The sequence below is a fragment of the Acidovorax sp. Root217 genome (genome assembly GCF_001428645.1).
Taxonomy (GTDB): domain Bacteria; phylum Pseudomonadota; class Gammaproteobacteria; order Burkholderiales; family Burkholderiaceae_C; genus Acidovorax.
This window is the reverse complement of record NZ_LMIH01000028.1, coordinates 1-18861: the sequence shown is the minus strand read 5'-3', so window position 1 is coordinate 18861 and position 18861 is coordinate 1. Positions and strand designations below refer to the sequence as shown.

Annotated in this window: 14 protein-coding genes; 6 read left to right on the top strand and 8 right to left on the bottom strand. The window is 67.5% G+C overall.

All coding sequences use genetic code 11. The features are described from left to right. Nucleotides 1-314: 314 nt before the first annotated feature. Both ASE31_RS24085 and ASE31_RS24080 read left to right on the top strand, forming a co-directional pair. A complete protein-coding gene (locus ASE31_RS24085) occupies nucleotides 315-1355 on the top strand; it encodes a helix-turn-helix transcriptional regulator (RefSeq protein ID WP_057204454.1) in 1041 nt (346 codons plus the stop codon). A 133-nt stretch (nucleotides 1356-1488) separates the two neighbouring features. Then, nucleotides 1489-3099 (top strand): tannase/feruloyl esterase family alpha/beta hydrolase, encoded by a 1611-nt coding sequence (locus ASE31_RS24080; protein ID WP_057204452.1) that lies wholly within the window; start codon nucleotides 1489-1491, stop codon nucleotides 3097-3099. A gap of 53 nt (nucleotides 3100-3152) precedes the next feature. Here the strand turns inward: ASE31_RS24080 and ASE31_RS24075 are convergent, their stop codons facing one another. From ASE31_RS24075 to ASE31_RS24065, 3 genes are all read right to left on the bottom strand, one after another. Beyond that, entirely contained in the window at nucleotides 3153-3878 is a 726-nt protein-coding gene (locus tag ASE31_RS24075; RefSeq protein ID WP_057204450.1) for a Fic family protein, read from the bottom strand. Next, a complete protein-coding gene (locus ASE31_RS24070; RefSeq protein WP_057204447.1) occupies nucleotides 3871-4386 on the bottom strand; it encodes a type IV toxin-antitoxin system AbiEi family antitoxin domain-containing protein in 516 nt (171 codons plus the stop codon). The genes ASE31_RS24075 and ASE31_RS24070 overlap by 8 nt, the downstream gene beginning before the upstream one ends. Nucleotides 4387-4584: 198 nt before the next feature. Continuing rightward, on the bottom strand, nucleotides 4585-6765 hold the full coding sequence (locus ASE31_RS24065; RefSeq protein ID WP_162261434.1) for a TonB-dependent siderophore receptor: 2181 nt from the start codon (nucleotides 6763-6765) through the stop codon (nucleotides 4585-4587). Between the two features lie 510 nt (nucleotides 6766-7275). Between ASE31_RS24065 and ASE31_RS24060 the strand changes: the two genes are divergently transcribed. The 3 genes from ASE31_RS24060 to ASE31_RS24050 all read left to right on the top strand — a co-directional run bounded on the left by ASE31_RS24060 (nucleotide 7276) and on the right by ASE31_RS24050 (nucleotide 10173). Then, nucleotides 7276-7530, top strand: coding sequence for a hypothetical protein (locus ASE31_RS24060; protein WP_057204630.1), 255 nt, complete (start codon nucleotides 7276-7278; stop codon nucleotides 7528-7530). Nucleotides 7531-7589: 59 nt separating this feature from the next. Beyond that, complete coding sequence (locus ASE31_RS24055) at nucleotides 7590-8069, top strand: hypothetical protein (RefSeq protein ID WP_057204443.1); 480 nt, start codon at nucleotides 7590-7592, stop codon at nucleotides 8067-8069. 253 nt (nucleotides 8070-8322) lie between these two features. Then, a complete protein-coding gene (locus tag ASE31_RS24050) occupies nucleotides 8323-10173 on the top strand; it encodes a M48 family metallopeptidase (protein WP_057204441.1) in 1851 nt (616 codons plus the stop codon). Between the two features lie 33 nt (nucleotides 10174-10206). Here ASE31_RS24050 and ASE31_RS24045 read toward each other — a convergent pair whose 3' ends face one another. Further along, complete coding sequence (locus ASE31_RS24045) at nucleotides 10207-12393, bottom strand: fibronectin type III domain-containing protein (protein WP_162261433.1); 2187 nt, start codon at nucleotides 12391-12393, stop codon at nucleotides 10207-10209. A 189-nt stretch (nucleotides 12394-12582) separates the two neighbouring features. Between ASE31_RS24045 and ASE31_RS32145 the strand changes: the two genes are divergently transcribed. After that, nucleotides 12583-12942, top strand: coding sequence for a hypothetical protein (locus ASE31_RS32145; RefSeq protein WP_162261432.1), 360 nt, complete (start codon nucleotides 12583-12585; stop codon nucleotides 12940-12942). Nucleotides 12943-13710: 768 nt separating this feature from the next. Here the strand turns inward: ASE31_RS32145 and ASE31_RS24040 are convergent. From ASE31_RS24040 to cutA, 4 genes are all read right to left on the bottom strand, one after another. After that, on the bottom strand, nucleotides 13711-15030 hold the full coding sequence (locus tag ASE31_RS24040) for a hypothetical protein (RefSeq protein WP_157412637.1): 1320 nt from the start codon (nucleotides 15028-15030) through the stop codon (nucleotides 13711-13713). A 227-nt stretch (nucleotides 15031-15257) separates the two neighbouring features. Beyond that, nucleotides 15258-17279 carry a sensor histidine kinase gene (locus tag ASE31_RS24035; protein WP_157412636.1) on the bottom strand — a complete coding sequence of 674 codons (2022 nt, stop codon included), beginning with the start codon at nucleotides 17277-17279 and terminating at the stop codon, nucleotides 15258-15260. Between the two features lie 7 nt (nucleotides 17280-17286). Continuing rightward, the gene (locus ASE31_RS24030) at nucleotides 17287-18063 is read right to left on the bottom strand and encodes a response regulator transcription factor (RefSeq protein WP_082604340.1); all 777 of its coding nucleotides are present in this window, start codon (nucleotides 18061-18063) and stop codon (nucleotides 17287-17289) included. Between the two features lie 168 nt (nucleotides 18064-18231). Next, entirely contained in the window at nucleotides 18232-18639 is a 408-nt protein-coding gene (gene cutA / locus ASE31_RS24025) for a divalent-cation tolerance protein CutA (RefSeq protein WP_235514748.1), read from the bottom strand. Nucleotides 18640-18861 lie beyond the last annotated feature (222 nt).

The window sequence follows — 18861 nt, the reverse complement described above, 5'->3', positions numbered from 1 at the left end:
CGAAGAGTGCGGCCCTGCCAGACCCTCACCCTTCGGGCCGGGGTGGCAGCGGGAGCATCGCAGCGTTGCGGGCTTTGCCAAGGCGGCCAGCCTTGGCCGCAGCCCGCGCCTTGTGCTGCATCCCGCTGCCACCCCGGCGCACAGCCGATTTCTCGGTCTCAGCGGACTAGGCGAGCGTATCACCCGCGTGTGACCTCTCCAACCGAATTTTGCCCAGACGCGCAGGCCCAGGGCGGACGAACCTGCGTACCATGCGCCCTGCGGCAGAGCCGATCAGGACGACAACAACCACATTGCAGGAGACAAGTGCCACCATGCAGGCCCACCCCACCACGAGCGCGCCCCAGCCACTGGCAGCCCCAGCCTTCGCGCCCCTGCGCGCGCTGAGCGCCAGCCTGCTGCAATTGGCCGCCGTGGCGCGCACCACGCCGCCACAGGCCATGCTGCAGGAGGCACTCGACATCCTGCGCACCTCCCTGGTCGGGTTCGACACCGCCTGGTGGGGCGAGGTGTCTGCCGGCCATGCTGAGGCGCCGCCGCGCAACTGGCTGCATGGCAGCATCGGCCTGTCCAAAAGCTTTGCCACGGAGTGGAATGCGCTGGCCATGGCCGACATGTTCGCGCAGCAGTCCATGGACCGGCTGGGCGTGGTACTGCGCGAGAGCGCCGACGACCTGCCCCCACAGGGCGTGGAGATACCGCCGGACATCGAGGCATTCTGCCGGCGCCATGGCCTGTACCACTGCATGGCGATCACGGTGGCCATGCCGCGCAGCGGGCTGATGTTCTTCGTAAGCATGTACCGCGGCCCGGGCCAGCCCAACTTCACGGACCAGGAGGCAGTGCTGTTCGGCGAGTTCGTGCCGCACCTGCTGGGCCACTGGCAGCACCGGCTGGAGCAATTGCAGACGGCGCCCGCAGGCAACGGTCTGTGGGACAGCTATGCACTGGCCGATGCTGCCGGCCAACTGCTTTTCGTGGGCCTGCGCGTGGGGCTGGCGCTGCAGGCAGCCTACCCGCAGTGGTCGGGAACCGCCTTGCCCGCAGCGCTGCTGGCCGCACTGCCCGCCACCCTGCCGGGTGGCCTGCTGGTGGGCAAGGCCTGCCGGCTGCGGCTGGAGGCCTGTGGCCCGCTGGTGGCGATCAGCATCCCGTCGCCCCACGCCGGCAAGCCGCCGCTGGCCCCGCGCGAGCTGAGCGCGGCCACGCTGTACGCGCACGGCCATTCGTACAAGGACATTGCCGCCACGCTGGGCCTGACACCGGCCACGGTGCGCACCTACCTGCGTAGCGCCTATGCGCAGTTGGGGGTGCGCAACAAGGTGGAACTCGTCGCCGCGCTGCGCCGGCAGTAGGCGGCGCTACCCGCTCGGTGTTTTCCCAGGCCCTCTGCATTTGCAGAGGCGTCAAAACACCCACCCGTCCCTATCGTTGCGCCCGGAGCCCCAAGGCTTCGGAAGAACCAAGCAACAACAGGAGACGCATTCCATGCTTTCAACCCCACCGTCCGCAGGCTCGGCCCTGCTCGCGGCCACCATGGGCAGCCTGGCCGCACTGGCCCTCACCGCCTGCGGCGGCAGCGACAGCAGCGCGCCCGCTGCCAGCCAGCCGCTGGCCCAGGCCTGCCCGACCTACCGCACGGCCACCCTGCCCCATGGCGCGACCATCACCCGCACCGAGCTGCGCGCGGCCGAGGGCCTGCTGCCCGAGGTGTGCATCGTGCGCGGCGAGATCGTCTCGTCGCCCCAGTCCACCATCCACTGGGCGGTGGAGCTGCCGGCCGGCGCTGTGTGGAATGGCAAGACCCTGACGGTGGGCGGCGGCGCGTTCGACGGCTTCATCCCCACCGACGACCCGTGGTACCAGCACATCATCGGTGCGTCGGCCCACAGCTACGTGAAGATGAGTTCCGACTCGGGCCACCTGGCGCCCGGCTTTGCCTGGGGCGTGAGCGACGTGGCGCTGCGCAACCATGCCTTCGACGCCAACCACTTCGTGCTGGAGGTGGGCACGGCCATTGCCGCCGACTTCTACGGCAAGCGCCCTGCGCGCCGCTACCACATTGGCCACTCCAACGGCGGGCGCTCGGCGCTGGCCGCCACGCAGAACTACCCCAAGGACTACGACGGCGTGGTCGCCATGGAGCCGGCCATCAGCCAGCAGGCGCACCAGACCAACCTGGGCCCCACACTGCTGCGCCACGTTTTCTCCAAGCCCGAGAACTGGATGAGCCCTGCCAAGATCGCGCTGTACGCCAAGGCCGAGACTGCGGCCTGCGATGGGCTTGATGGCCTCAAAGACGGCATCATCGGCAACGTGGCGGCCTGCAACTACGTGCCTACGGACCTGCTGTGCAAGGGCGCCGACAACGACAGCTGCCTGACCGCCGGGCAGATCGAATCGGTGCGCCTGATCTACGCCAACAAGGACGTGCCGGTGACCCTGTCGCAGGGCGCGCGCGGCTACCCCGGCTATGGGCGCGGCGGCGCCGCCACATCGGACTGGGAGGCTTATGTGTTCGGCCCCAGCTTCGAGGCGCGCGACTCGTTCAACTACATGGCCGCGCTGGCCGCCGCGCGCCTGGTCGAAGGCAACCCGACTGCGGACCTGCTGCGCCATGACCCCATCCAGTACCAGGCCCCGTACCTGCGCTTGGCGAACATGATCGACGCGACCAACCCCGACCTCTCGGCCTTTGCCGACAACGGCGGCAAGCTGCTGATCTGGTACGGCATGGGCGATGCCTGCGTGTCGGTGTACCGCACGGCGGACTACCTGGACAGCGTGCGCCAACGCCTGGGTGCCAGCAAGGTGCAGGGCTTTGCGCGCATGCTGACCTCACCCTCCAACGGCCACAACCTCGACGGCCCGGGCACCGACCCGGTGAGCATCGACCTGCTGGCCGCCATGGATGCCTGGGTGGAGCGCGGCACCGCGCCCGACAGACTGGTGGCCACCCGCTACGAGCCCGCCGACCCGCGCGCCGGCCGGCAGGCCCCGGTGCTGCAGCGCCCGGTGTGCGAGTACCCGAAGTTCCCGCGCTATGACGGCAAGGGCGACCCGGCGAAGGCGGAGAGCTTCAGCTGCTCGGCGGTGTGATGCTGAAGACCTGCAGCTGTGCAGCTGTGCAGCTGCACCAGCAGGCCCACAGCTCAAGTCGACCGGTATCCACGCTTGCGCTCGAAAGCGGCGTATCCATCGGCGACCTGCGGGTCGGCGTACCTCGCCACTGCATCCTCGTGGGCGCCCAGACCATCGAGTCCGGGTAGGGCCGCTACGGCGGTCTGCCATTGCCCACGCGCTATGGGCCGGTCGATGAAGGGCGCCAGATAGGCATCCAGATGGCCTGCATTGGGATCCTCGATCTCTCGCGCAAGTGCCTGGAGGTAAGGGGTTTTTCGGGTGCGGCTCCAGTCAACGGACATGCCTGCCCGAAAGCACAGTTCGGCATGGACCAGCAGCATGGTCCGGCCGTTGCCATCGAGAAAGGGATGGCCATAGGCGAACAGGCCCATGATGAACCCGGGGCGGGTACGCATCTGCGTCTTGTCCTGCCCACGGGCCAGCCCATCCTCGACCGCACGCCGGCAGTCTTGTGGATGGCAAAAATACACAGCCCCTTTGATGATGGCCTTCTCAGGCATCAACTCGGCGCGGTCTTTGCCAGCCCAGGGATAGAACCCTTCGAACAGCAGTCGATGAACGGCCAGGAAATCCTCGTAGCCAATCCTCTTGCGCTGGGCCAGGTAGGCCAAAGCCAGCGGAAGCTGGGCACGAAACAGCGCATGCTCGACGGCGTGGACGATTGCAGGATCCTTTTCCGCCCCCGAGTTACGCAGATAGCCTGCGGTTTCGAAATCTCCGAACGGGTCAAACATGCGCTTTTTTGAGCGTGCGATGGTGCTCCATGACCAGCCGGGCCATGTCACCCGCAGAGAGCTTGCCCGCGCGGGTGAGCGCCACCAGCAGGTCGTCCGTGGAATCGCTGGAGACTTCGTCTCCTGCCAGCTGGGTGACGGCCGCCGCCCACCGATCGCTGAACGTCGGCACATAGGCAATGCCCAGGCGCTTGGCCAGTGCTATCACATGGCGCGCCGTGGGCGTGATGGCCCGCGCCTGCCGCTTTTCTTGCACCGCCAGTTGATGGCGCGCCTGGATTTGCCGTGCGCGCGCGCTGTCAAGGAGCGCCTGTTCGCCCAACACGGCAAGCTTTGCCGGGTGGGCATACACGCCACGACCGATGCGCTGGATCAAACCTTTGCGGCACAGCCCGTTGAGCGCCGCAGACACCTGGCTGTCACTGCCCAGGTTCTTCAGGTCAGAGCGGAGCAACAGACCGTCGCGGCGGGGGCGGATCGATTGCAGTATGCGGCCTTGGATGTCCATGTGGCTCATTGTAAATCAGACTGTTTTCCCTTTTAAATCATGCGCTTGTGCGCAGACATAACGCCGGACGACGTGCTTGTCCACGAAGCCGTCACCATGGACAGAGACGATAACCAGCGAAACGCCAAAGACCCCAACCAAGCGCTTTGCAGCGCCAGCCGGGGCCTTCCGCTATCGACCTGAGGGGCTCACATCCGATCAGTAACTCGCCCGCAGCGTCACGCTCGCATTGCGCGGCTCGCCGAAGAAGTTGCTGCGGCCCGTGGTGTACACGCGCTGCCAGTAGACCTTGTCGGTGAGGTTGTTGAGGTTGAGCGCCACAGTCCAGCGCGGGTCGATGCGGTAGCTGATGGCGGCGTTCACCACGCCGAAGCCGGGGCGGTGGGTGTTGGTGGTGGCGTTGCCGCCGCTGGCGCTGCTGTAGGCGTTGACGCCCGCGCCCACGCTCAGGCCGTCGAGCAGGCCCTCGTTGAAGCGGTACTGCGACCACAGCTTGACGCTGTGGTGCGGCGTGAGCGCGTTGAGCGGCAGGCCACCGCTCGATGTGTCGCGCACGTAGCGGTTCTCGTTGTAGGCGTAGCCGGCGTAGACATTCCACTGCTTGGTGATGCGGCCCGAGGCTTCGAGCTCCACGCCCTTGCTTTCCACCTCGCCCTGGGCGATGGAGAAGCCGGTGTTGACCGGGTCGGCCTGGGCGCGGTTGACCTCGCGGATGCGGTAGACGGCGGCGTTGGTGGTCAGCGCCCGGTCGAAGAACTCGCCCTTGATGCCCACTTCGAGCTGCTTGCCGACGATGGGGTCGATCACGCCGCCGCCAAAGGCCAGCTGCGTCTGCGGCGTGAAGGCGTCGCTGTAGCTCACATAGCCCGAGACCTGCGGGGTGAACGCATAGGTCAACCCGGCATAGGGGCTGAGCTTGTGGTCCACCTGGCTGGTGGTCCACGCGCCGGTGGTGGGCAGCAGGTTGCGGCTTTGCGTGTCGTACCAGCTCACGCGGGCGCCGAGCACCACCGTGAGCGGGTCGGCCAAGCGCAGGCGGGTCTGGCCGTACAGGCCGTACTGCGATGTTTCGGACTGCGAGCGCGCCGTGGCCGGGCGGTCGGGGTACGGCACGGCCGAGTGGTCGGGCGCATACACGTCCTGCACGTAGTAGTTGGCATACCGGCCCGAGGTGGAGGCATTGGTGTTGCGGCGCCAGTCGGCCCCCACCACCACATCGTGCTTGCGACCCAGGGCGTTGAAGCTGCCGGTGAGGTTGGCGTCCAGCACGTTCTGCTCGATGCGCGTCTGGTTGAACCACAGCATCAGGCTGGTGCGGCCGTTGGTGGGCGTGACCTGGCCGTTGGGCAGGTACAGGTAGTTGGTGGCCTGGTCGTTGCGGTAGCCGCTCCAGTGCAGGCGGGCGCGCCAGTCGTCGTTGAAGCGGTGCGTGAGTTCGGCGTACACGTACTTCTCGTCCTGCTCCGAGCGGTTCCAGTCCGCGCCCAGCCAGGTGGAGCGCGGCACATCGAGCAGCGCGCCGGTGGTGTACGAAGGCAGGCCGCCGGTGAGCCAACCGTCGACTTTCTGCGCGTGCGCGCCGACCAGCAGGCTGGTGGTGGGCGCGAGCTTGAAGTCGAGCGAGCCGGCAATCGCATAGCGGTCGCGCTGGGCGCCGCTCTGGTAGGTGCCGCCCTCCTGCTTGGCGGCCGAAAGGCGGCCCAGGATGGTGCCGGCCTGGTTGAGCGGGCCGGTCACGTCGACCTCGGCACGCTTGGTGGACCATGAGCCGAGCTGCACTGCACCCCGCGCCTGGAAGGTATCTTGCGGGCGCTTGCGCACCAGGTTGACGGCACCGCCGGAGCTGGAGACGCCGCTGAACAGCGCGGAAGGGCCGCGCAGCAGCTCCACCCGGTCGAACAGCACCGAGTCCCACGCGGCGGCGGTGCCAGGGGCCGGCACGCCGTCGATCATGTAGTTGTTGATGGCGAAACCGCGCGACGAGTACGAGGCCGATTCGCTGTCGAAGCGCTCGGACACATAGCCCACGGTCTGCTCCAGCACTTCCTCGACATTGCGCAGGTTCTGGTCTTCCATGCGCTGCTGGGTGACCACGCTGATGGACTGGGGGATCTCCTTGAGTTCGGCCGCCGCCTTGCCCACCGTGGCCTGGGTGCTGTTGTAGCGCTCGGTGCCTTCGGTGCTGGTGCGGTCCTGCTGGGCACGCACCATGACGGGGGGCAGGTTGGTGCTGCGGCTACCGCTGGCGCTTGCGGCAGGCGCCTTGCCGTCCGTGTTTGCGGTGGTGGATTCCACGCTTTGCGCGCGGGCAGCGGTGGCGCTGGCGAGGGCCATCACGGCCAGCGCCACGGGCGCGAAGGACAAGGGGGATCGGGACATCATCGAAGGCCTGTGTACGAAAGAGGTGGAGGAATGCACGCCCCCATCTGCACGGCAGCGCTTCACGCATGAATGCACGGCAGCGCGCGCATGCAGGCCGTTGCACGCAATGGCAGCAAACGCGGGGCGGTCGATGGGGGGAGCGGGATTGGCTGGCTGGTGCGCAGGTGGATCGCAGCTGGTGCGAACCATCGGACGACCGCGAAGGGCCACCCGGCACTGGCTGACAACACGAATACGGCAACAACCGTAACGAGAATCAGTTCGATTTTAAAACCGTTTCAGAGGCATGCCGACAACCTTGGACCACAAACGGGCATTCGCGCAACACCGGCTTTCACCCATGCCGAGGGCGTTGCGACACCACCCACTGACGGGCACGGCATGTGCCGATTCTGTGCATTGCTTCACGACTGGCGGCATGCATACGCCGCGCAAGGCCGGCCTGCCGACGAACGCCAACACAATCGCATCTGCCAAGCGCTTCACAACAACAACCAGGCCCTTTTCTTGAAAAAATCCCCTGCACTCAAGGCCCTCCTCGTGGTCCTCATCGGCGTTGCGGCCATCACGCTCTTCGTCGGCAAACGCTGGTACGACTATGTCAGCAAGGCCAAGTCGCCCTATGAGGAGATCGGCATCGAACTCAACTCCCGCGCGCCGGGGCCACTGAACCGCTGGGGCTGCGCGCAGCTGCAGGAGCGGTTTGCCAAGTCCGTGCCGCCCTACGGTTGCGCGGCTGGCGACGGCCGGCAGTGGAAGTGATGCCCGCTGCCGCCGAGAACCCCTTGCGCCCCCTCTTCCCTCCCTTGAAACGAGTCACCGTGTTCACCAAAATTCTGGCAGCCTCGGCTGTCCTGGCAGCCATCACCCTGGGTGCCGCAGGCAGCGCCCACGCCCAGAGCTACAAGCTCATCATGCCGCTGCCCGAGGACAGCGACACCGTCCTGCGGGACATCACCATCACGCCCAAGGGCACCACGGTGACCATCGTGGTGGGAAACACCACAGACGAAATCGGTGAGGCTTGCATCCACCCCAACCACCGCCCCGAAGCGTTCACGATCAAGGACCTGGACAGCGGACGGGTGCTCAGGCAACGGGGCGTCACGGGGATCAGGTCGTGCGCGCGGGGGATGGACACCATCCGGCCGGGCAAGCGCAAGATCGTGAAGGTACAGTTCGAGGCCCTGCCGGCCACCGCGCGCCGGCTGCAGGTGGGCGAGAACAACTGCAAGCAGAAGGAAGACGACGACATGCACTACTACTGCTTTGCCGAAGTCGTGCTGAAAAGCCCGAAGTAATTCGCGATAGCCGGCCAGGCGACCGGCATTGGTGGCTGCAGCCCGGGCAGGCCACCCTTCATTTTTCGCGGCATCCGTGCCAAATTTCACACACCGGTGCTGCCGTTCCAAGTGTTACTTGTTGGCGCGACCACAGCGCGTGCGCGTCTAGATAATCCCCCGCCATGGAGTGAGGAAAAGGGGCACGCTGCGAGCGCACCCCTGGGGCTCCATGCTGGACCGAAAAAGCACACACAACCCATCGCGTACCTTTATGAAAATCTCTTCTGCCCTGCGCCTGGGCCTGGCCAAATACCTGGCCTATTCGCTGCTCGCGCTGCTGTTGATCCCACTGGCCGCCTACCTGTTCACAGGGTATGCCCAGCGCGACGAGGACACCCGGTTCATCGCCCGCATCAGCCAGCGCATCGATGCCGAGAAGGCCATGCCCGCAGCCGAGAAGCAGGTGCAGAAAGACTTCTACCGCACCAACCCGCCGTCCACCATCTGCACCAACAAAGACCCCGAGGTGGCCGACTACCGCGAGGCCATGTGCGAGACCTATGGCGAGCTGTGGCAGTTCAACCTGGTGCGCAAGCTGTCGCTGTGGAGCATGGTGGCCGGTGTGGTGCTGCTGGTGGCCGTGCTGGCCCTCGGTGCCCTGGCCTTCGTCAACCGCAGGCTGCAGTACACCAGCTTCGTCACCGGCTGGCACCTGACCACCTGGGCCAGCGCCACCTCGCTGGTGGTGCAGGGGGCGCTGGCGGTGTGGCTGTCGTTCTGGGTGACGGCGTTCTTCATGCACAAGTACTGGCCCAAGCTCATCATCCTGGTGGGGATCCTGGTCGCGTGCGGGGTGTTCATGGCGGTGGTGGGCATCTTCAAGCGGGTGCAGCTGAACAACGGCGTGGATGGCGAGTTGCTCACCGAGGCCGATGCCCCCCTGCTGTGGGCACGCATCCGCCACATGGCCGAGCGTTTGAAGACCGAGCCGCCGCGCAACATCGTGGCCGGCATCGACGCCAATTTCTTCGTGACCGAGGCGCCCCTCACCGTGGGCAACCAGCAACTCACCGGGCGCACGCTGTTCGTCAGCATTCCCCTGCTGCGCCTGCTCGACCAGGCAGAAGCCGATGCCGTGCTGGGCCACGAGCTGGCGCACTTGCGCGGCGGCGATACCCAGAGCAGTGCGCTGCTGGGCCCCAAGATCAGCCAGTACGACCACTACCGCCACGCCATGCGCGAGGGCGGCCTCACGGCCGTGTTCCTGCCCCTGATCGACCTGTACCGCACCATTTTCGAGGTGGCGCTGGCGCGCGAAAGCCGCGCACGCGAGTTTGAGGCCGACCGCACTGCCGCCCAGTTGGTCTCGCCCGATGCGATTGCGCAATCACTGGTGAAGATCGCCGCCTATGCGCGGTACCGCTCCAAGATCGAGAGCGAGCTCTTCGGCCAGAACCGCAAGCACGACGCCGCCGCGCTGGGCATTGCCAGCTATGTGGCCCAAGGGCTGCCACCCTATGCGGCATCGGCCGATTTCCTCTCGGAGATGAGGACGGCCAACGTGCCCCACCCGTTCGACTCGCACCCCGCCATGCCCGAGCGCATGCGCTCCGTGGGCGTGGCGCTGGCCGAGAGCGACTATGGCGCCATCGTCGTGCGCGTGCCGGCCGCCACCTGGGCGCAGCAGATCCTCACGGCCGATGCCATCGAGCAGCGCATGTGGGGCGCGTACGAGCAGGCCTTTGCAGCAGAGCACGAGCGCAGCCTGGCCTACCGCTACGAGCCCGCCAACGACGAAGAGCGTGCGCTGGTGCTGCAGTATTTTCCGCCGGTGCAGTTCGCATTGAAGGGCAGCGACACGGTGACTGTGAGCATCGAGGGCATCGCCACCTCGGCCGATGGCGTGACCGTGGCCTGGGACGCCATCAAGGCGCTGGAATTCAAGGAGAGCACCTGGGGCAACGCCCTGATCGTCACCCACCCCGAAAAAGCGATGATCGGCGCCAAGACCAGCAAGATCAAGCTCGGCGGCCTGAAGAAAGAGAAGGACGACTTCAACGCCACCGTGGGCCACTACTGGCAGCGCCACCAGATCATGCGGTCGCAGCAGCAGGAAGCCTGAGCCCGGCCCGCCATGCCGGGCGGGTGGCCCTCCTCAATCCGAGACCCGCACGCCCTGCACCTGCGTGCCCAGCTTCAGGTACAGCAACCCATCGGCCCCCATCCACCACGGCCCCGCCTGCGGCGGCACCTGGGCCGCGCTGCCGGTGGGCAGCAGCCACTGTGGTACCAGGCGCCATGCCTGGCCCGCCAGGGTGAGGGTGAACGCGCCCGTGCTGCTGCCCGCTTGCACCGCCAGTACCGCGCCCGGCAGCGCTGTGGTGACTATGCTGCTGGCCTGGGTGGCGTTGAGCAGCGCGGGCAGCAGCAACTGGCGTGCGCCCTGCCCTGTATGCAGGTAGATGCGGCCTTGCTCGTCCACAACGATCTGCGGCGTGCCTGGGGCCGTTCCGCTGCCCGTCCAGTCCGGCCGCAGCACATAGGTCTGCCCGCCGGTGCGCAGCTGCAGCACGCCTTCGGCGCCGAGCTTCAACGTGGCATCGGGCAAGGCTGATGTCACGGCACCCGCAAGGCCAGCGAGGTCGGCCACGGCGGGGGCGAACTGCACCACCACGCCGCCGCGCACCCAGCGCAGCAGGCCCAGCGGGGTGAAGCCCATGCCGTCGGGCAGGCGCGCGTCGATGGTGATGGGCTGGGTGGGCAGCAGCTGGAAGACCTTGCCGCCATCGCGCACGAGGAACACGCCCGAGGGCGCCACCTCCAGCCCCTGGGCCATGTTGGCGCCCGAGAGGCGGGCGAGCGGGCCGTTCAAGCGTGCGAAGGCCTTGTTGTCCACCGTGATGGATGCCGGCAGGTTGGCAAACGCCATGAAGTCACCGGCTTGGTTGGTTTCGCCCTTGAGCGAGCCCAGGGTGATGGCGACCACGGCCCCCTGGTCGTTGACCTGCAGGCGCTCGCCAGCCTGCAGGCCCATGCTGCCCACGACAGGCAGTCTGCCTGTGGGGGCGGTGAGCGAGCCCACCTGCACGGCCACGGCCAGCGGCTGGGCTTCGACGAGGGTGCCTGCACTGCCCGCGCTCAGCAGCACCGGCCCGGCCAGCACCATGGGCTGGCCCACGGCGCTGGATGCCATGGAGGCCCAGCCTTCCAGCACCACCAGCACCAACACGCTTTGCCCATTGACCTCGGCAATGCGCAGCTGCGTGCCAGGCAGTGCCTGCACGGTGAGCGGCTGGCCGTTGACGATGACCTGCAGTGTGGTGGGCGTGGTGCCCGTGCCGGGCAGCACGATGGTGCCGCCGCCCGCGCCCGGGCCCACCACCACGGGCAGGGATGGGTTGGTGATGGTGGTCGTGCTGCCGGGCGTGTTGATGGTCGTCGAGGTCGGTCCGGGGTCTTCGGCGGGCGGGGCGACGACGACCGGTGCGGTGGGCGTGACAGGCGCACTGGCAAGCGATGGCAGGCTGTCGCCCACGGCGTTCGTCGCCCTCACGGTGAAGGTGTAGGGTGTGCCGTTGGTCAGGGTTGTGATGGTGCAAGTGCGGGGCGCGGCTGCGGCCACCGTGCAGGTACCGCCGGGGGTGCCGGTGACGGTGTAGCCAGTGATGGGGCTGCCGCCATTGCTGGCCGGGGCTGTCCACGCCACAGTGGCCTGGGCATTGCCTGCCGTTGCGGCGGTAGCTGTCGGGGCGTCCGGCAGGGTCATGGGGGTACCGCTTGCCGTTGCCGGGCCGCTGGTTCCGGCTTCGTTGCGCGCGACCAGGCTGAAGGTGTAAGCCGTGCCGTTGAGCAGGCCGGGCACGGTGCAGGTGGTTGCGGTGGTGGAACAGACGGCGGTGGACCCACCACCCGTGGTGTCGGTCACCTCGTGGTGGGGCCAGCCGCCCCCACCGGGCGACCAGGAAAGGGCCAGCGCGGAGTTGCCCGCCGCAGCCACGAAGCTGGTGGGCGAAGCCGGTGCAGCAAGTTGCCGCTGCACCGCGCCCACGTCGCAGCTGCCGCTGGTGGGGCGCGGCGCGCCGCGCTGGTCCACGGCCGACGCGCTGCATGAGCCCGCCACGCTCAACGCCGGGCTGCCAAGGCCGGGCATCATCGTCTTGGTGGAGCCTGCGTTGAATGCCAGAACGCCCAACTGCGGGTCCAGGTTTTGAGCGCCGGTGCAAGTCACGCCGGCCGGGCAGCTTCCCTCCACAATGCTGCCGTCCACCGAGATGCTCCCTCCGTTGACATGGAACTGCGAACCGGTCGCCGCAGTATTGCCCCACACAATGGAAGACTTCACGTCGAAGGTACTGCTGGTGATGTGCACCGCCCCTCCGGAAGTGGCAGAGTTACCCACCAAGGTGGATTGGGTAATAGTGGCGACACTGGTTCCTCCACCGTCCGAAGAGCTTGCAATGGCACCGCCTGCGCCGGACGCAGCCGTCGCTGAGTTTCCATTGAAAGTGGACTGCGAAATCAGCGTTACCACGTGTCCAAGATTGCCATACAGAAGGACGGCGCCACCGACTCCCACCCCAAAATTACCTGGTACGGTATTTCCGTCAAACGAGGACTGCAGAATTTCTGGATTGGCGGTACTTGCCGTCCCAGCATAGACAAACACGGCCCCGCCGCCAGTACTGGCCGTGTTGCCCGTGAATGTGGATTGCCGGATGAGAGGACTGCTCACCCCGCCGGAACCGGCCATGCTCGCCAGCGCGCCGCCCGCCTGAATGGACGAATTGCCGCGAAACAACACATTGGATATGGTCGGGCTGCATACCCTGCCGCTGCCAACAGCACTGCAAAGAAGACCGCCACCTTTGGTCTCGGAATACTGGCCGATTGAGAAAACGTTTCCGTCGACAATGCTCAGCCCGTCTACCACCGTATCGCTTCGTTGATGGACTCCGTTGCCTGCGGCACCGATGACCACGACGTGGCGGCTGTTGTCCGTGTTGTCCCCAGCAACACCAATATCGCCCGACAGCACTGTCAGCCGGTTGTCGCTGCTGCGCTGCGACAGTGAGGTTTCACCCCCCGCAAATCCTCCATAAAGCTTCAGCGGGCGATTGATCGCAAAACTGATGCTGCGATCCACCGTAAGGGTAGGCAGGTAGGTGCCCTGGCTGGCCCAGATCTCGTCGCAGTTGGCATCCGCCAGCGCAGACTGCAACGGCGCAGCCGTCGCCCAGGTGCTGCCATCGCCAGTCCCCGCATTGGTCACCCGGCATACCGCTGCATGGGCAGCGCCAGCCGCAGACACCACCCACGCCAGGATCACCAGGAACGCCAGCGTGCGCACGCTGCTGCGCCTGCGTGCAGATGGGTGCAGGGGACAAGCGCAGGCGATGGATGTAGTCATGGGCAACAGGCGTCTGGTGAAAGCAAAACGGTTGCAAACAGCGCCTGAGCCCAGCGGTACGGATGTAGAAGCCAGCGCGCGCGATGCATTGCAATACAGCGGGCATGCTAGGTCTTTCGATCCGTTTTGTATGTCCTCTAATTAGATGACAAATGCGGCTTTTTCTGAGGGCCCGGGCACCGCAGAGCGCCCGGTTCACGCCTGGCCGAAGGCCTGCTGGTGACACCGTAACCGGGCCCACAGAGACTGGCTTCAAGGCAGCGAAGCCTGCGCGCGCGGCAGCAGAAGCAGGGCCTGGTTGCCGTTGCCACCGCTGTTGCCGTACCCGGCCAGGGTGCTGCCGGGCGTGGGGTCGGCGTTGATCACGCCCACGCAGTCGGGGCCGGCCGCGCAGCCGCCTTGCAGGATGCTGGCCTGCACGCTGGTCTTGCCGCTGTAGGTGGTGTCCAGCTGCACGCCATGCACGGAGGTGTTGCCCCAGATGACCGAGGACACCACTGCGACCTGACCGCCGCCGCCCGCGAAGTTGAGTGAGGACAGCGCGCCGCCGTAGCCGTCGGACGCATTGCCGATCAGCGTGGACTGGCTGAGCAAGGGGCGGCTCACACCGCTGCTGCCGCTGGACACGCTGGCCAGGGCACCGCCGAAGTCGCCGGCCCAGTTGCTGCTGAAGGTGGACTGCGTGATGCGCGGGCTGCTGGTGCCGGCGTTGCCGTGGCTGGCGATGGCGCCGCCGTAGCGGCCCGACGCGTTGCCGATGAAGGTGGACTGTGCGATGGCGGGGCTGCTGGTGCCGCCCTGGCCCACGCTGGCGATGGCACCGCCGTAGCCGTCCACCGCGTTGCCGATGAAGGTGGACTGCGTGATGCCGGGGCTGCTGGCACCGCCGGCCGCGCCGAGCGAGTAGACAGCGCCGCCGTCGTCGCGCGCCCAGTTGCCGCGGAAGCTGACGTTGGCGATGCTGGGGCTGCATACGCTGCCCTGGCCCGCGCCATTGCAGTACAGGCCGCCGCCGCTGGCGTGGCTGGCGCCGTCGGCCCGGCCGTGCACGATGCTCAGGCCGTCGATCACCGTGTCGGCGGGCTGGTAGATGCCGGCCACCGATGCAGCCCTGGCGCCTGCGCCCAGGCCGCCGATGACCACCACATGGTGGCTGTTGTCGGCGCTGACCACGGGCGTGCCGATGTCGCCCGAAAGCACGGTGAGGCGGCTGTCGGCGCTGCGCTGGGCCAGCGCGGTCTCGGTGCCGGCAAAGCCGCCATAGAGCTTGACGGGGCGGTTGATGGCGAATGCGATGGAGCGGTCTGCGCCCTCGGTGGGCTTGTAGGTGCCCTGCTGGATCCAGATTTCGCTGCACGCGGGCTTGGCCAGGGCCGACTGCAGCAAGGTGGCTGCGGCCCAGGTGCGGCCGTCGCCGGCGTCGGTGCCGGTGCTGCTGACGCGGCACACGGCGGCGTGGGCCGATGCACCGGCGGTGAGCAGCAGCATGCAGCCCATGGCGGCGACGGTGCGGCGGGCGGTGAAGGTGGTGCCGGCGGCGGCGGTGGCGGCAATTGAACGGCGGTGTGTCATGGCGAATATCCCCAAATTGAAATTGAACAGGCAGCGCATCGCCCGCCGCGCCTTCTTACGCAGCTATAGAAATAAGAGCTATTGGGTAATGCAGCGGCGATGCTAGGCCTTTCGCACGCGCTTGTATGTCCCCCAACTAGATGACATTTGCCGATTTTTTTTGGGCCCCGCAGGCACCGCCGCTGCGGTGTGGACCCGCAAGCGGAGTGCGGCTTTGGGCTACCGGACTACGCGGGGCCTGGTGCCTGGCGAGAGGGCTGCTGCAGGGGCAGCGACAGGCAAAAGACATTGCCTGCGCCAGCCCCGTCCTGCGCACCGCTGCCGGCAGTCCATGTGCACTGCGCACCGATGGCCTGCACGCGCGAGCGCACGTTGCCCAGCCCCTTGCCCCGGCCCGGCACGGTGCTGCCCGGCGGCGGGGTGGCGGACGGTGGGCTGAAGGGCTGGCCATCGTCACGCACCAGCACCTGCACGCCCGTGGCGTCCGAGGTGGTGGAGATGCCGATGGACTGCGCACCGCTGTGCTTGATGATGTTGGTCAGAACCTCCTGCAGGATGCGCAGCACGTGCAGGGCGCTCTTGGGATCGAGCCATTCCAGCGCGGGCACATCCTGCACACCCCAGCGCAGCGTGAGGCCTGCGGCCTGCAGGCGCGGCCCCAGCCGAAAGCGCAGCGCGGCCAGCAGGCTGAGCAGGTCGGCGCCGCTGTGGTCCAGCGAATCGATGGAGAGCTTGAGGTCATCGATGCACTCCTTGAGCACGCGCGCCATGTCGCCCTCGTGCAGGCGCCCGCCTTCGGCCATGCGCAACGCGCTGATCAGCGACGAGCCGATGCCGTCGTGCATGTCCTGCATCATGCGCTGGCGCTCGGCATCCAGTGCGCGCTGGCGCTCCAGCTGGTTCACTTGCGCGTAGGTGGCGGCCAGTTGGGCCTCGCGCTCGGCCAGGCGGCTTTCCAGCCCCGCGTTCAGCGTCTCGACCTCGCGCAGTGCGCCGGTGTAGCGCAGGAACACGATGACCAGGAAGATCGCGAACACGCCGATGGAGGCGTAGGGGCCCAGGTACAGCCCTTCGATGGACACGCGGTAGCTGGCCATCAGCGTGTCGTAGATGGATGCGGGCACCGTGAGCGAGACCCACAGGCTGAGCACCATGGCCCAGGGCGAGCGGTTGACCCACGACGCCCACATGCCCGAAGCCGCCACGATCAGCGTGACGCCGACGATGCACAGGTAGATGGCGGGCAGCACGGTCTCCACCTTGAGCGGCAGCCACGGCAGCGTGACCACCGAAACGGCGGTGACGAGGGCGATGATGGTGCGCTCCACCCGCGGCATGCGCAGCCCATGCACCCGCACGGTGAACAGGAACACGCACACCAGCGACCAGCCCAGGGAGTTGGCCGTGAGCCAGCCGAACCAGTCGTCGGAAATCGGCAGCGGCACGTCGCCCATGGTGAACTGCACCATGCGCAGCGCGTTGGTGACCGACGTGGCGAAGAACAGCACGTACATCACCTCGCTGCGGCGCACGCACCACACGGCAAAGGCGAAGATGCCGATGACCACGAAGGCCCCCGCCGCCATGGCGGTGAAGTCGGCCTGCAGCCAGCTGCGCACCTGGTAGCGCCACAGCAGCTCGCCCTCGCCGCCCACCCAGGCGGTGGAAATGGCGCCGCCCACGCCCTGCTGGCTGGCCATGCGCACCAGCACCGTGGCCGGTGCAGGCGCACCCTGCGCGTCGGCCAGCGGCACCCACAGGGGCCGGTTGAAGCTGTTCCACACCCGGCTGCCGCGCGAGCGGTGTACCAGCTGGCCATCGGCATACACGGCAATGCCGCCAATGGTCTGCCAGCGCGGCAGGTACAGGAAAGTGCCGTCGGCCGGCGCAGCGCCGGCAGGCACCTGCAGCCGGTACCACACCACCTGGGGCAGCGCGGTTGCCGTGTCGCTCGATTCGGCCATGCTGCGCGGGCGGCTGTGGGGCAAGGCCACGACCTCCCAGGGCACGGTGCCGCCCAGCACCTCGGGTGGCGGCGTGGCGGGTGCCTGCCAGCCGGCGCCCACGGGCTCGGGCCAGAAGCCAGCCTGCCCAAGGTGGGTGGCGCCAGCGCCCTGCCCTGCCGCAAGCTGTTGTGCCTGCGCGCCGGCCACCATGATGAAAACCGATGCTGCCGAAGCCAGCCACAGCAGCACCAGCCAGCGCAGGGAGGGTGAAGGCGATTGTCGGCGAGAGGACGGCCGGCGCATCCGTGTGTCAGTCGGCCAGAAGGCCATGGCGGCGCGCAACGTCGATGGCGCCGGCCCGCGAGCGGACCTGCAGCTTGGCGTAGATGCGCCGCACGAAGGTGCGCACGGTGGACGTGGAGACACCGAGCGTGGCGGCCGCCTCTTCGGTGTTGAAGCCCTTGCTCACCAGCTGCAGCACGGCGCGCTCGCGCACCGACAGGGCCACCTCGTGGGATGGCAGGCCGGGCTCGCCCAGTGCCTGCGCGCGCGCCCTGGCATCGGCCGGCGGGGCCGCCTGTGCCGCCAGCGAGGGCGGCAGCGGCAGCACCATCGCCCGCGCCAGGATCTTGCGCGCCACCATGGGGCTGATGGGGCTGCCCCCGGCATGCACGCTGCGGATCTCGTCGACCAGGCCCGGCGCGCTGCTGTCCTTGAGCAGGTAGCCCGTGGCCCCCGCCTCGATGGAGGGCAGCACATGCGCCTCGTCACCGAAGATGGTGCTGACCAGCACGTTGCAGTCCGGCCACCGGGCACGCGCGGCGACGATCACGTCCAGGCCCGAGCCATCGGGCAGGCCCAGGTCCACCAGCAGCACGTCCACCGCGTGCAGGGGCAGCAGCGCGAGCGCCTCGGCGCGGTTGGTGGCCACCAGCACCAGCTGCATGTCGGGCTGGGCCGTGATGTGTTCGGCAAAGGCTTCGCGTTCCTCGGGCTCGTCTTCCACCACGCCCACGCGGATGCGGTGGCCCGCGTTCTGCCAGCCGCGGGCGGCGGCAGGGGGTGCAGGCGCGTCGACGACGCCCATGGAGGAATTGCTGAATGGAGCCACGCGGCGGATTATGACGAGGTGCGGCCCGCTTGTACCTCATTCAATTGCACTAGAAACAACGTTGCAGGGCGGTTGGACCTCCCTGCCCGCGCCAAGGGTGCGCCCGCTGCACGCGCTTGCGGCGGTGCGCGCGCCGCCCTTGACTCAGGCCATTGCCATCGCAGGCTGGCGGGCGGGCTGTTGCTGCTGTTGCTGCACCAGTTGCTCATCGACCCAGCAGCCGTATTCGGCCGAGGCCTGCACCGGCTGCACCACCAACTGGGGCAGTGTGTAGGGGTGCTGTTTGCGCAGCAGGGCCATCAGCGCGGGCATGGCGCTCGCGGCGGTCTTGCAGGCCACGCGCAGTTCGCGGCATTCTTCCAGGGCACCTTCCCAGTGGAAGTAGGCGGTGATGGGTTCCACCTGCACGCAGGCGGCCAGGCGGGCGTGCAGCACCGCGTGGGCGAGGCGTTTGGCTTCGGCTTCGGTGGCGACCGTGGTCGTGACCATGAGGATTTCGCGAAGGGCTGGTGCCGTTGGCGTTGCCGCTGTGCTCGGAGGGGTCATCATCATGCTGGTCTCCCGAAGGGGCTGTGATGGAGCTGGGTCGGGCAGTCTGCCACAGGTGGGGGTGCAGGTCCAGTGGTCCTGGTACTGGTCCTTGGGCGATGGTTGCTGTGTGCTTTGGGCGAGGGCGGAGGCCGGGGTGTGCGCCCGGCGGCGCACCTACTGTTCTTTTGCTTCGTCAAAAGAAGGTAGGCCAAGAAAAGACGACCCCGCTGCCCGTGTCCCCCT

Coding starts and splice junctions, on each gene's coding strand:
- ASE31_RS24085 (WP_057204454.1), top strand. CDS start 315: ATGCAGGCCCACCCCACCACGAGCGCGCCCCAGCCACTGGCAGCCCCA.
- ASE31_RS24080 (WP_057204452.1), top strand. CDS start 1,489: ATGCTTTCAACCCCACCGTCCGCAGGCTCGGCCCTGCTCGCGGCCACC.
- ASE31_RS24075 (WP_057204450.1), bottom strand. CDS start 3,878: ATGTTTGACCCGTTCGGAGATTTCGAAACCGCAGGCTATCTGCGTAAC.
- ASE31_RS24070 (WP_057204447.1), bottom strand. CDS start 4,386: ATGGACATCCAAGGCCGCATACTGCAATCGATCCGCCCCCGCCGCGAC.
- ASE31_RS24065 (WP_162261434.1), bottom strand. CDS start 6,765: ATGTCCCGATCCCCCTTGTCCTTCGCGCCCGTGGCGCTGGCCGTGATG.
- ASE31_RS24050 (WP_057204441.1), top strand. CDS start 8,323: ATGAAAATCTCTTCTGCCCTGCGCCTGGGCCTGGCCAAATACCTGGCC.
- ASE31_RS24040 (WP_157412637.1), bottom strand. CDS start 15,030: ATGACACACCGCCGTTCAATTGCCGCCACCGCCGCCGCCGGCACCACC.
- ASE31_RS24035 (WP_157412636.1), bottom strand. CDS start 17,279: ATGCGCCGGCCGTCCTCTCGCCGACAATCGCCTTCACCCTCCCTGCGC.
- ASE31_RS24030 (WP_082604340.1), bottom strand. CDS start 18,063: ATGGGCGTCGTCGACGCGCCTGCACCCCCTGCCGCCGCCCGCGGCTGG.
- cutA (WP_235514748.1), bottom strand. CDS start 18,639: ATGATGATGACCCCTCCGAGCACAGCGGCAACGCCAACGGCACCAGCC.